The sequence below is a fragment of the Sphingopyxis sp. CR5 genome (genome assembly GCF_059693785.1).
Genome location: NZ_JCATIE010000015.1, coordinates 59,753 through 72,280 on the forward strand (window position 1 = coordinate 59,753; position 12,528 = coordinate 72,280).

The window sequence follows — 12,528 nt, forward strand, 5'->3', positions numbered from 1 at the left end:
CTCGCGGCGCCATCCTAATCGGGCAGCGCACACGAGCAATCGATGATTGCGAATGAATTTATTATCGATAATATGGAGAATGACAAGCATCGGAAAATCGGAGTCGGATCTTGAAGCGCACCATCCTCTTTTTCGCAGCCGCGGTTGCGGCACAGCCAGCCGCGGCAGGCGAACCCGCCCCTCTTCCCGGCTGTGCCGAAGCGATCGCCTATTCTGAGGCTAATTCCGGCGTTGCGCTGCTGATACTTGAAGATGGCAAAGTGCGCTGCCGATCGGCAGACATCGCGACGCCGCAGGAACTCTGGTCGGGCACCAAGAGCCTTGTCGGGCTGATGGCGGCGGCGGGCGCACAGGATGGACTTCTAACCCTCGACGAGCGGGCATCGGAGACACTCGCTGAATGGAGGGGCGACCCCAAAAAGGAACAGATCACGCTTCGGCAATTGCTGTCGATGACGGGCGGCCAGGCATCGACCGTCGGCAGGGCCCAAGGGTATCTGGACTCGGTGAAGGCACCGCTCACGGCGGCGCCGGGCAGCAAATTCCAATATGGTCCCGCCCCGATGCAAATCTTTGGAGAGATCATGCGGCGCAAGCTCGTTGCCAAGGGCCAAGACGGCAACGCTCGCCATTATGTGGAGCGGCGCATTCTCACTCCGCTTGGGGTTACCATAGGCAGTTGGCGCAGCGGCCCCGATGGCGCACCGCTCATGCCGCAGGGCCTCGTGCTGGCAGCGTCCGAGTGGGCGAAGATCGGCGAGTTCGTCCGCGGCGGTGGGAAGCTCGACGGCAAGCCGCTTGTCGATGAACTGGCGTTCGCCGAGCTGTTCAAGGGTAGCCAGGCCAATCCGGCCTACGGTCTCACCTGGTGGTTGCCCCGTAGCACGCCGGCTGTCGATATTGTTACCCGGTCCACCGATATCACCAGTCATGCCAACGAACTCCCGGCGGATATGGTCGTCGCCGCCGGCGCGGGCGATCAACGCCTCTATATCATTCCGTCGCTTCGGCTTACAATCGTTAGGCAGGCGAAACTCGATCTGGCGGCTTTGGCGGCGGGGGAAAAAGGCGATTGGTCCGATTGGCGGTTCCTGTCACTGTTGCTGAAAGCGGCGAGTGACTAATTTGAAACGCGGCCGAAAACATGTCGGGGCCGATCGAACCTAGGCCGTGCCGCTGCAATATGATCATTGAGAATTGCTGGCCGAATGGAAACGCGGCACGTGGAGTTTGCCGCTGGACCAAAATGATGACGGTTATTGACAGCCCGCGCGGCAATCATACCCGAGGGGCGGAACCTTGCACGCGACGCCGCAGTGGGGCGAAGAAGGATGCAGCATGTTACGGGGATTGATGCAGGACGCGCCGCTGCTGATCAGCGGAATATTGGAATATGCCGCGCGCGCGCACGGCGAGAGGGAGATCGTCTCGAAGGCTGTCGATGAGCCGGTTTGGCGGTATGACTGGCACCGCTGCGATCAGCGTGCGCGTCAGGCTGCGCAGGCCCTTGGTGTCCTCGGGATTGCAACGGGCGACCGCGTCTCGTCGCTCGCCTGGAACACGCACCGCCACCTCGAACTCTTCTATGCGGCGCCGGGCATGGGCGCTGTATTGCACACTGCCAACCCGCGTCTCAGCGACGAGCAAATCGCCTTTACTATCGCTCATGCAGGCAGCCGCATTCTCTTCTTCGAGCCCAATCTAGCCGAGCTCGTCGCACGGCTGCGCCCTCTCCTTCCAGGTATCGAGCGTTATGTCCTTCTCGCGGATCGCGGAGCGACCGCGCCAGATGTTGCTGACGCGTTGAACTATGAAGCGTTGCTGGCACGCCAGGACGGGGCCCTCACCTGGCCGAGCTTCGATGAAAAGGCAGCCGCATTTCTTTGCTACACTTCGGGGACGACGGGCGACCCCAAGGGCGTCCTATACAGCCACCGATCAATCGTTCTCCACGGGATGGCGGCCGGTCTGAGCAGTGCCTTCGGGTTCAGCGCTTTTGATGTCATCATGCCCTGCTCGTCCATGTATCATGCGACGGCATGGGGACTTCCGTTCACGGCAGCGATTAACGGCTGCAAGCTAGTGCTTCCTTGCGACAGGATGGACGGTGCCAGTCTCGCCGATCTGATCAACGAAGAGGGCGTCACCTTTTCGGGCGGTGTGCCCACGATCTGGACCATGTACCTCGCTCATCTCGACACCACGGGGACGGGGGTCGGCAATCTCAAGCGCCTCGTGATTGGCGGCTCGGCCGTCCCGCGGGCGATGGCCGAGACATTCCGCGCCAAATATGGTGTCACTGTGCTCCAGCTCTGGGGCATGACCGAAACCAATCCTCTCGGCGTGATTTCGACGCCCTCCCCGCTCCTGATGGCCGAAGGCGAGGATTTCGCGAACGATCTCCTGCTGACGAAGCAGGGTCGCATGCAATTTGGCATCGAACTGCGCATTATCGACGGCGATGGCACGCCGCTCCCCTGGGACGGTGAGCAGGCGGGTGCGCTCCAGGTCCGCGGACCGTGGGTCGTCGATCGCTATTTCCCCGATTTTGAGGGCGCCGGGAGCGATGGCTGGTTCGACACCGGGGACATAGGTACGATCGATCGCTTCGGCTTTCTCCGGCTGACCGACCGCGCGAAAGACGTGATCAAGTCCGGGGGCGAATGGATCAGCTCGATTGATATCGAGAATGCGGCGGTTGGGTACCCCGGCGTCCGGGTCGCCGCGGTCGTTGGCGTATATCATCCAAAATGGGAAGAGCGACCCCTTCTCGTGATTGAAACGCATGAAGGTCAAGCCGTCACAGCCGACGCAATTCGCGCGCATCTGGAGACGAAGGTTGTTCGTTGGTGGCTGCCGGACGACATCCTGTTCGCGACAGTACCGCTCACTGCAACGGGAAAGATCGACAAAAAGGCCTTACGCGAAGCGTATCGTAACCAACTCGCCTAGATGAGATCACACTGCGTCCATTCCCTGCGAACGGCAGCGATCCTTTCAGGCAGGCAAAGTTCAGCGGGCCTCGTGGGTCTTGCATAAGCCCGGGCAATCTCGCGGGGGCGGGCTATACAATGCAAAGCGCTCTACGCTTGCAGCGCGGACAAGGTATGGCCAAGATGAGGCATGACGTCGACCCAAAAAACCAAAGAACAAGCTTCCGGACGAACAGGGAGGCCTACTCGACAAGCCTCGCAAGCACTTTCGAGGAAAATTCTCCGTGTCGCCCGCGATGTCTTCTTTGCCGACGGATTCGGTCGTTCAACGGCGGAACGGATTGCTGCAAAAGCAGGCATCTCCAAGCGCACTTTGTACGCCCGTTACGGGAGCAAAAAGCTGCTTTTCGAGGCGGTAATACTCAGGGAAATCGAGGATCGGCTCTCCTTCCTCGAACAGCACGTTCCCGAACATGGCGACGTTCGGCCCGAGCTTGAAGAGCTGTCCGATGAACTGCTATCCTGGATGCTTACCGACATTCATGTCGCGTTGGAACGCGTTGTAATGGCTGAGGCTGCACGTTTTCCCGCTTTAGCGCGAAACCTTTACGAATTCGGCGTAGGACGCACGACGAGATTGGTGGCAGAGGTTTTGCGCAAAGCCGAGGAGAGGGGAGAAATCAGGGTGTCAGACGCGAATTTTGCTGCGGAGCAGTTTATATCCAGCGTCATTTTGTCACCTTTTCGTCGGGCCGCTCTTGGAGTGGGAGTGACCAGTCACAATGAAACCTCTTCAGCCCGAATGAGGCAAGCTGTGGATCTATTTGTGTACGGCTGCCGCCCCTCCCAGAAGGGGAGCCATCCATAACATTCCCGCTTCATCTCGGGCTGGGCAGTTGTCACGACTAGGTGTTTAGTCCCAGCATGTGATGGTGTAAGCTTGTCATCGTCACAGCGGGAGGGATTATGGGCCAGCTTCTACACGGCAGCGCCAAGACCACGCACGCCGTTCGAGCGGAGCTACAGCGATCGCAAGCTCCGGTCGCGCAGCTCGCGAAGCGGTACGGGATCAACGAGAAGACGGTGATCAAGTGGCGCAGCCGGCCGTCGGTCGAGGACATGCCGGTGGGGCCGAAGGAACGGCGCAGCACCGTGCTGTCGCCGATGGAAGAAGCCGCGATCGTGGCGCTCAGGGTGCAGGCCCGGCTGCCGCTCGATGACGTCTTCATCGCGTTGAAGGACGTGATCCCGAACCTGACGCGCTCGTCGCTTCACCGCTGCCTGCAGCGGCACGGGATCAGCCGATTGCCGAAGGCGGATCGCGAGAAGCCGAAGAAGTTCAAGAAGTACGAGATCGGCTATTTCCACATCGATATCGCCGAACTGCGCTACGAAGGCGGCAAAGGATTCCTCTATGTCGCGGTGGACCGCACCTCGAAGCTGGTGTTCGCCCGCATCTATCGACGGGCGACCAAGCTCGCCGCGGCAGCCTTCCTGCGCGTGCTGATCAAGACGGTTCCCTACAGGATCCACACCATCCTGACCGACAACGGCGTGCAGTTCGTGCAGCGTGACCAGGGCGGCACACTGGGATGGATCGGCCATATCTTCGGCCGTGTCTGCGAGCAGAACGGCATCGAGCATCGCCTCACCGTAACCGGTGTTTCCCTGCCACCTTGCGGGAGTGAAGCGTGGCGTCGATTTTCGCTAGCCCGATCAGGCTGGAGGATGCTGATGCTATGATGATGACATGTGATGATGCTGGCACCAGCGTGGTTCGGCGTTTTGAGGTTTTCACAGGTGCGGGCCAGCGTCGGGAGTGGTCGCCTGAGGTAAAGGCGTCGATCGTCGCGGAGAGCTATTCGGGTCAGGAGACGGCCTGCGCGGTGGCGCGCCGTCATGGGCTTGCTCCGTCGCAACTATTCGCTTGGCGCCGGGATCTGCGCAAGAAGCTGGAGGACCAAGGGCTGACGCTTCCAGCGACGCCTGCGTTCGTGCCGGCGGTGATCGAACCGCTCCCTTCGGGTGATCCAGCCCCTGTCGCCAGGCGCGGCCGTCGCCGTCGGCGTCCCACAGTCAGTGCTGTCGAGCTGGAGATTGACGGCGTGGCGGTGAAGATCGGACGCGGGGCCGATGCGGCTGTGATCGCAGCGGTGATTGAAGCACTCAAGGCAACGCGATGATCGGACCTGGCGCTGGCGCGCGCGTGATGGTGGCGACGCGTCCGGTGGATTTTCGCAAGGGACCTGACGCCCTGGCCGCGCTGGTCGGCGCCGAGTATGGCGGCGACCCATATTCAGGCGTGATCTACGTGTTCCGGGCAAAGCGTGCTGACCGGATCAAGCTGGTCTGGTGGGACGGCACTGGCCTGTGCCTGATGGCCAAGAAGCTGGAGTCCGGCGGCTTCCGGTGGCCGGGCATCCAGGACGGCGTGATGCGTGTGACCTCAGCGCAACTCGGCGCGCTTCTGGAGGGTCTGGATTGGCGCCGGGTGCATGGCGGGCGCCGCCCGCAGGCCCCGCAGATTGCCTGTTGACGGGGCGTTCCCAGACTGATTCACTGCTCCCATGCTCATGGAAGCGGACCTGCCGGACGATGTTGACGCGTTACGCGCGCTCGTCCTCGAACAGGCCCGCAAGCTCGAGAGTGCCGACGCGGAAGCCGAACGCCTGAGGGCGATCATCGAGGCTTTTCGGCGTCATCGGTTCGGCCGCCGTTCCGAGCAGCTCGATCAGGATCAGTTGCAGCTGGGCCTTGAGGATGCCGAGACGGCGCTCGCGGAAGCCGAGGCCGCCAGCGAAGCGAAGGCCGGACGGCCTCGCAGTGATCCTGTGCGCAAGACCAACCGCGGTTCGCTGCCCGCGCATCTCGAGCGGATCGAACAGATCGTTGACGTCGAGAGCAATGCTTGCCCCTGCTGCGGCGGCGCCCTCCACCAGGTCGGCGAGGATGTCGCCGAGCGCCTCGATGTGGTGCCGACCACCTTCCGCGTCGTGGTCACCCGGCGGCCGCGTTATGGCTGCCGTTCGTGCGAGAGCGCGATCGTGCAGCCGCCGGCGCCGGCGCGGATCATTGAGGGCGGCATTCCGACCGAGGCACTGATCGCCCAGGTGCTGGTATCCAAGTATGCCGATCACCTGCCGCTTTACCGGCAGGCCCCGATATACGCCCGGCAGGGCATCCGGCTCGACCGATCCACTTTGGCCGACTGGGTCGGGCGAGCGGCCTGGTATCTGCGCCCCTTGCGTGACCACATTCTCGACGAGCTACGACGATCCGAGCGGCTGTTCGCCGACGAGACGACCGCCCCGGTGCTCGATCCCGGACGCGGGCGGACCAAGACCGGCCAGCTCTGGGCCTATGCCCGCGACGACCGACCATGGGGCGGCTGCGATCCGCCGATCGTCGCCTATGTCTATGCGCCAGATCGCAAGGCCGAGCGTCCCCAGTTCCATCTTGGTGATTTTGCGGGCATCCTACAGGTCGATGGCTATGGCGGCTACGCCGCGCTCCCCCGGCGGCGCCAGCAGATCAGGCTCGCTTTCTGCTGGGCGCATGTGCGTCGCAAATTCTACGAACTGGCTGATACATCCCCGGTCGCTACCGAGGTGCTGCGCCGCATCGCCTTGCTTTACGCCTTCGAGGACGATGTGCGCGGCCTCTCGGCCGAGCAGCGTCGTGCCGCTCGGGCCGGACGCAGCCGCGTCATCATCGACGATCTTCACCAATATCTTGCCGCCCGTGGCCGCCAGGTCAGCGCCAAGAGCAAGCTCGGCGAAGCGATCCGCTACGCACTCACCCGCTGGGACGGCCTCTCACGCTTCATCGATGACGGTCGCATCGACCTCGACTCCAATACCGTCGAACGATCGATCAGGCCGCTGGCTCGCAATCGCAAAAATGCCCTGTTTGCCGGTTCCGACGAGGGCGGCGACAACTGGGCGGTGATCGCCACGCTCATCGAATGTTGCAAGCTCAGCACCATCAACCCCCACCAATGGCTGACCGAAACCCTCACCAGCCTCGCCAACGGTTATCCCGCCAACAGCGTCGGTGATCTCATGCCATGGACCGTCGTAGCCTGAAAACACCGGTTACGCCTCACCAAACCCTATCACCCATGGACCAACGGTCAGGCCGAAAGGATGGTGCGCACCATCAAGGAGGCCACCGTCAAATCTTTCCATTACACGTCGATCAACGAGCTGCGCCGCCATGTCCGCGACTGGTTGGTCGCTTACAACTTTGCCAAGCAGTTGAAGGCACTGCGCTTCAAGACACCCTATGAGGCCATCGAAGAACTCTGGAAATCCAAGCCGGATATCTTCAATATGGAGCCACACCATCACATGCTGGGACTAAACACCTAAGTTTCCATTGGCTACCCGCTAATTGATCACCGCAGCCGTCCAACTCGCGATTTTGTCGGCCATTTCAAGGCTCGCGCGATCAAAGGCTTCGACGATACTCGAAACGCTGTTTGCGCTTGCTGTCCTATCAAGGACGATGCGCGTGACTGCCAGTGGTTCCGATTCTTTGGATCGGCTTAGTTCCACTTGCGCGGCGATGCGAATGATCGGGGCCGCGTCGGGCCCCTGCTCGTAATAGGCTGCAAAAGAAGAAAGCCGTGCGGATAGGACGTAATGATCGGAAGCCACGCTCTGGACAGGGATATATGCGTGATCGATTTTGCGCGCTACGCTTCCGGCAATAGCCTCGCGGATCATCTCGGGCGCAGGCCTCATCCACCGTGCTTTGGCCAGATACGTGACTTCGCGATTCTCGATCGTGAGGATCCTGTCTCCATCGGCCCCAGGCGGAAGCGTCGGTCGCGTAATATACACCGGAATCCACTGTCGTGCAATTTCACGCTCCGGTACGGGCGTGCTGCTGATCCGGTACAACGTCGATTTGCCGCCAGTTCCCAGAATATTCCCGCAACCAGAAAGGCAAATTAGCGCGCCCGTCAGCAAAAACATTCTTGCAGAGATCGTTTTCATTGGGGGAGCTTCCTTTCACGAGGGGTCCGTCGTAGCTGGCCGGCGAGCTGCTCGATTTCCTGCGCCGCGCTATCGAGCGATTTCAAAGTTGCAGCAATCCCGGAGCCGTCGGGCGCCGCCAATCCACTCGCGGCGTCATCAAGCCTGTGAATGACCACCCTCGCCTCGGCGATCCCCTCTCGAAGATCTCGAGCAGCTGCCGAGACATCGGCAAACGTCTTGCGACCGTCGCCATCGATCGCCGTGCGCGCCGATGCGGCCGCGGCCTCGATATCGGCCGCCGCCCGGTCCAGGCGTGCAAACGCTTGTTCAGCCTTGCTGAACATTCCGCGACTAGATCGCAATTCCGCCGTGGTAGCTCTTACATCCGCAATAGCAGCCGAAACATTTTCGATATTCTCGTCGGACAAGGTCCGGTTGACCCTTTCCAGGGCCTGCGAAGCGTCCGCCAACAATGCGCCACCTCCATCCATCAGGGATTGTAGCGAACTTTTTTCCGCCTTAATCACTGGGAGCGTTTCCTTGGAAACCTCCTTCAACAACGGCTTAGAGGGCGTCCCCGCACTGATCTGGATGTAGCTTCCGCCGGTTATGCCTTGCGACTCCGTCGCGGCGGTAGAATCGACGCGCACAGGCGTATCCTCGCGCAGGCGCACCCCTGCAAGCACCCTGTTTGGATTTCTGGGATCAAGACTAATACGCGTGATTTCTCCCACCGGAATTCCGTTGAACTGCACCTCGCCTCCCTCGCTAAGACCGCGGACGGGACCATCGAAAATGATCCGATACTCGTCGAAATTACGGGCGAATTGGGATTGACCGAGCCAGAGGATGAAGCCGAAAGCCGCCGCTAGCAGAGCCAGCGTCAGGCCCCCAATCAGACCGTAGTTCGCGTCGCGTTCCATTAACGGTTCCTTTCCTTGGCGCGCTCCGCCCGCCCTCCCAAAAACGCCCTGATCCAAGGATGGTCAGACCTCTCAAGTTCCGCGATTGGCGAAACCTCGACAATTTTCTGATCCGCAACCACGGCCACGCGGTCGCTGATGGAATACAGGCTGTCGAGATCATGGGTCACCATCACGACAGTAAGCCCCAGCGTGTCGCTCAGCGTCCGTATCAGCTGGTCAAATTCGGCGGCGGCGATCGGGTCGAGGCCCGAAGTGGGTTCGTCAAGGAACAGCAATTCTGGATCGAGCGCCAAGGCCCTCGCTACGCTTACACGTTTTCGCATTCCGCCTGAAAGTTCAGCGGGCATTTGCCGGCCCACCTCGGCATCGAGTCCGACAAGGCCGATTTTCATCAGAGCCACGGCCTCGAGCCACGGCTCTCTAAGACGGGTATGTTCGATGAGAGGAGCCTCGACATTTTCTTGCACACTAAGAGAAGAAAAAAGCGCGCCATTTTGAAACATGACGCCAATTCGGTGATCAATTTCCGTACGATCAAAGCGACTCCCAATTTTTTTCTGAAAGATTTCGATTGTCCCATGGCTAGGCGCAATCAGGCCCAAAATGGTGTTCATCAGGACGGATTTTCCACTACCGGACCCTCCGACGACACCAAGAATCTCGCCACGATGGACTTCTAGGTTCAAATCCTGGTGGATAATGTGATCGCCAAATCGGGTTTTAAGTTTCTCAACCCGAATAACGATGTCCGGATCGCAAATCATATTTCGAGCACGTTGAAGAGAATTGCAAAGGCGGCATCCAGAAGGATGATTGCGAATAGCGCTTGGACAACGGCGACGGTCACCCGCCCGCCCAGATCCTCAACATCTCCGCGTACCGAAAGGCCGTGGCGACATCCGGCAAGCGCAATCACAATGGCCAGCACCGGTACTTTTGCCATTCCAACCCAGAAGTGTCGGATATCGACCGCAGCTGAGAGTCGTTCGGCGAAATATGTCGGGCTCACGTCGAGTATGCCCCAGCTGACGACAAGCCCGCCGGCCAAACCAGCCAGCATGGCAACAATCGCCAGGAGGGGCATAATTACAAGCAATGCCAATACGCGTGGCACAACCAGCGCGTCGAACAGGTCGATGCCCATCACCTTCATTGCCTGCGTCTCTTGATTCATTCGCATTGCGCCGATCTGGGCCGCGAAAGTGGAAGCGGACCGACCGGCAAGTAGTATCGCGGGAATGAGGACGCCGAACTCGCGGAGGACGGATATGCCAACCAGTTCGACGACCAGTTCCGATGCACCCAATGTCTTGAGCAGATCGCTTCCTATGAGAGCCACCACTGCGCCGATAAAGAATGTCATGATCGCTATGAGTGGCAGCGCATCGAAGCCGGCCTTCTGAATTGACGACGCCAGTGCGATCAATCGCATCCTTTTGGGATGTGCAAGAGATTTCATGAGCGCCACCTCAAGTTGGCCGAGAAATCGAGCGCTTGCGCCGATTTCCTGGACAGCTCGATAAACTTTTTGGCCAAGACGCACGTGAAATGGGGGAGTTTTGATTGGCGGGACATCGCGGTCGGCCATGGCCGAGCCCACCAGCGCGAACAGATCAGCAAGATTGGCGGGCAGGTCTGCGGTAAATGCCGCATTGGGTGCGAGAGTCAGGATGGCGAGCGCGCCTGCGCTGTCTATCCTTCCCAGGTTTCCGAAGTCGCTTGAGAAGGAGAGGTTCGAGGGACTCAGAACATGCCCGGAAAGGCCTGCGATCGACATCGCTGTCCAGTCACCTTCAACGACCAACGTTGAAATGCCATCTCCTTCGCGAACGAAGATGTTCGGTGCTGTGCGCGCATTCATCGCAGCAAGTCTCCAACCGGTGTCGGGAGAGCGGATCGCCCGTGGCAACTCCCTCTCCCATAACCCGTCATCGAGCGGATCATGCCAGCAAGCGGGACCACTGACCCCACACATTTAACCATGCCGATCCACACATCGCGCCTTGCCTCAATGACATTATGTAAACGTCACCGTAGCGTTATATCAGGTCGCTTGCAAGGAGTATGCTGCGCACAAATCGGCCGACAGATCGTTTGAATAAGCACAGGATACTCTTGCTAAGGTTAGATAAAATTGTCAGTTGAAATCCCTATGAGATTCTTTCTGAACCGATATCGCACCTTAGAGTTCATATTAACGACACTCGTAGGTGACATTAAATCTTTGCTTGCACTTGCCATCCCAGGCCGAGTGATTTTTGCAGGGCGATCCATGACAGCGTGAGCGCCGCCTTTCCCCGGACGAGGTCGGTTGCCGCCTGCTGCTGTTTGCGAAGCGTGCGATTTAGGTCGGCGCGCGAGATCACTCCGCCGGCAAATCGTTGTCGATCAAGATCGGCTGCGCCATCTGCCTGGGACTTGATCTGCGCGAACGCCACCAGGGCAGAGCGCTGCTGGCTAAAGCGCGACAACGCGCGCTCGGCGTCCTGAAGTGCAGAAAGCACCGTCTTTCGATAGTTGGCAACTGCCTCGGCACGGACGGCGCTCGCCTGATCGACCGAGGCATCGACCCTTCCGAAATCGAGGAAGTTCCACTGCAACTGTGGAATGGCGAGAATTGACGGATTGCTCACATCAAAGAGATCGTCTGGCGACGTTCCGCCAAGTCCCAAGATTCCCATGAATGACAGCTTCGGAAATCGTGCAGCCTCCGCAACACCGATCCGAGCCGTTGCTGCCGCCAGGCTGCGTTCGGCCGCGCGGATGTCGGGCCGACGTGCGACAAGGTTGGAGGGGTCGCCCACGGCGACCTGTTCCGGCGGGAGGGGAACATCGAAGATCTGTTTCAGCGCTTCGTCCGTTGTCCCTGGGATCTGTCCAGCTAGAATGGCAAGCGCATCGAGCAATACCGCCGTGTCAGCTTCGGCCTCGGCGAGCTGAGACTTGAGCAGCTCGAGCTCGGCATTTGCATTGCCGAGAGGGAACAGGGGCAACACGCCTTGCTGATACCGTTGATAGGTTAGCGAGAGGGTTTGCTGCTGCAACTCGCACTCGGTTCGGTACGCTTTGGCTCGAAACTGGGCCTCGCGCAGGTTGACATAGGCATTGGCAACTTCGGCGGTCAGCTGGACCTTGGCATCCTCCACATTGGCAACCGCTGCCGCGGCCTGAGCGTTGCCGGCCTCGATCCGTCGCTGCGTTCCTCCTGCGAAATCCAGCTCCCAGTTAGCGTTGAGCCCGAGATTGTAGACACTGAGGCTATCATCCGCCTGTCCCTGCGGACTAACAGGCGCGCTCGCCGAAGGCGGGGCACTGTTCTGAATATCAAGGCCCGGCAAGCGGCCCTGAATAGCCGTCGCCTGGGTTCCAAGCGTCGGAAATCTTCCGGCCTTCTCCTGTCTCACGGATGCCCGCGCCTGCGCAATCCGCGCTTGCGCAGCCTGAAGCGAAGGATTGTCCGATAACGCAGCCTCGATAAGCCTGGTCAATTCCGGATCGTTCAAAAGGAGCCACCACTCTGCCAGCTCGGGCTCGGTATCGATGATGTTACCGCCGGCACGGACAAAGCCGTCATTTCGGTTCGCCGAGAATACTTCTGGAGGCCCGGCGTAGTCTGGGCCCGCAACACAACCGGCCAGCAGAAACGAGGCGAGAAGCGATATTACAGATTTTCTTATCATGTCAGGC

At 60.0% G+C, this 12,528-nt stretch carries 11 protein-coding genes and 2 pseudogenes; 8 read left to right on the forward strand and 5 right to left on the reverse strand.

What is annotated here, in order from left to right; translation table 11 throughout:
- Window positions 1-110 precede the first annotated feature (110 nt).
- The 8 genes and pseudogenes from AC58D2_RS19030 to AC58D2_RS19065 all read left to right on the forward strand — a co-directional run.
- A complete protein-coding gene (locus AC58D2_RS19030) occupies window positions 111-1,124 on the forward strand; it encodes a serine hydrolase domain-containing protein (protein ID WP_052208266.1) in 1,014 nt (337 codons plus the stop codon).
- Window positions 1,125-1,338: 214 nt separating this feature from the next.
- Entirely contained in the window at window positions 1,339-2,952 is a 1,614-nt protein-coding gene (locus AC58D2_RS19035; protein ID WP_137865749.1) for a long-chain fatty acid--CoA ligase, read from the forward strand.
- A gap of 171 nt (window positions 2,953-3,123) precedes the next feature.
- A complete protein-coding gene (locus AC58D2_RS19040) occupies window positions 3,124-3,801 on the forward strand; it encodes a TetR/AcrR family transcriptional regulator (protein ID WP_039575391.1) in 678 nt (225 codons plus the stop codon).
- A gap of 98 nt (window positions 3,802-3,899) precedes the next feature.
- A pseudogene (locus AC58D2_RS19045) lies at window positions 3,900-4,586 on the forward strand (DDE-type integrase/transposase/recombinase); the annotation flags it as partial.
- Between the two features lie 86 nt (window positions 4,587-4,672).
- Window positions 4,673-5,116 (forward strand): IS66-like element accessory protein TnpA, encoded by a 444-nt coding sequence (gene tnpA, locus AC58D2_RS19050; protein WP_052208271.1) that lies wholly within the window; start codon window positions 4,673-4,675, stop codon window positions 5,114-5,116.
- Entirely contained in the window at window positions 5,113-5,469 is a 357-nt protein-coding gene (tnpB, locus tag AC58D2_RS19055) for an IS66 family insertion sequence element accessory protein TnpB (protein WP_039575394.1), read from the forward strand. The genes tnpA and tnpB overlap by 4 nt, the downstream gene beginning before the upstream one ends.
- A 31-nt stretch (window positions 5,470-5,500) precedes the next feature.
- On the forward strand, window positions 5,501-7,018 hold the full coding sequence (tnpC, locus tag AC58D2_RS19060) for an IS66 family transposase (RefSeq protein ID WP_497392642.1): 1,518 nt from the start codon (window positions 5,501-5,503) through the stop codon (window positions 7,016-7,018).
- Between the two features lie 12 nt (window positions 7,019-7,030).
- Window positions 7,031-7,303, forward strand: a pseudogene (locus AC58D2_RS19065) (integrase core domain-containing protein); the annotation flags it as partial.
- Window positions 7,304-7,321: 18 nt separating this feature from the next.
- Here AC58D2_RS19065 and AC58D2_RS19070 read toward each other — a convergent pair.
- From AC58D2_RS19070 to AC58D2_RS19090, 5 genes are all read right to left on the reverse strand, one after another.
- Window positions 7,322-7,933 (reverse strand): ABC-type transport auxiliary lipoprotein family protein, encoded by a 612-nt coding sequence (locus AC58D2_RS19070; protein ID WP_081997347.1) that lies wholly within the window; start codon window positions 7,931-7,933, stop codon window positions 7,322-7,324.
- Window positions 7,930-8,838, reverse strand: a complete 909-nt coding sequence (locus AC58D2_RS19075; RefSeq protein ID WP_054588698.1) for an MlaD family protein — start codon at window positions 8,836-8,838, stop codon at window positions 7,930-7,932. The genes AC58D2_RS19070 and AC58D2_RS19075 overlap by 4 nt, the downstream gene beginning before the upstream one ends.
- On the reverse strand, window positions 8,838-9,605 hold the full coding sequence (locus tag AC58D2_RS19080) for an ABC transporter ATP-binding protein (RefSeq protein ID WP_444562621.1): 768 nt from the start codon (window positions 9,603-9,605) through the stop codon (window positions 8,838-8,840). The genes AC58D2_RS19075 and AC58D2_RS19080 overlap by 1 nt, the downstream gene beginning before the upstream one ends.
- Window positions 9,602-10,702 carry an MlaE family ABC transporter permease gene (locus tag AC58D2_RS19085; RefSeq protein WP_039575411.1) on the reverse strand — a complete coding sequence of 367 codons (1,101 nt, stop codon included), beginning with the start codon at window positions 10,700-10,702 and terminating at the stop codon, window positions 9,602-9,604. Before AC58D2_RS19085 ends, AC58D2_RS19080 begins: the two co-directional genes overlap by 4 nt.
- A 355-nt stretch (window positions 10,703-11,057) precedes the next feature.
- Window positions 11,058-12,521, reverse strand: coding sequence for an efflux transporter outer membrane subunit (locus AC58D2_RS19090; RefSeq protein WP_039575413.1), 1,464 nt, complete (start codon window positions 12,519-12,521; stop codon window positions 11,058-11,060).
- Window positions 12,522-12,528: the final 7 nt, after the last annotated feature.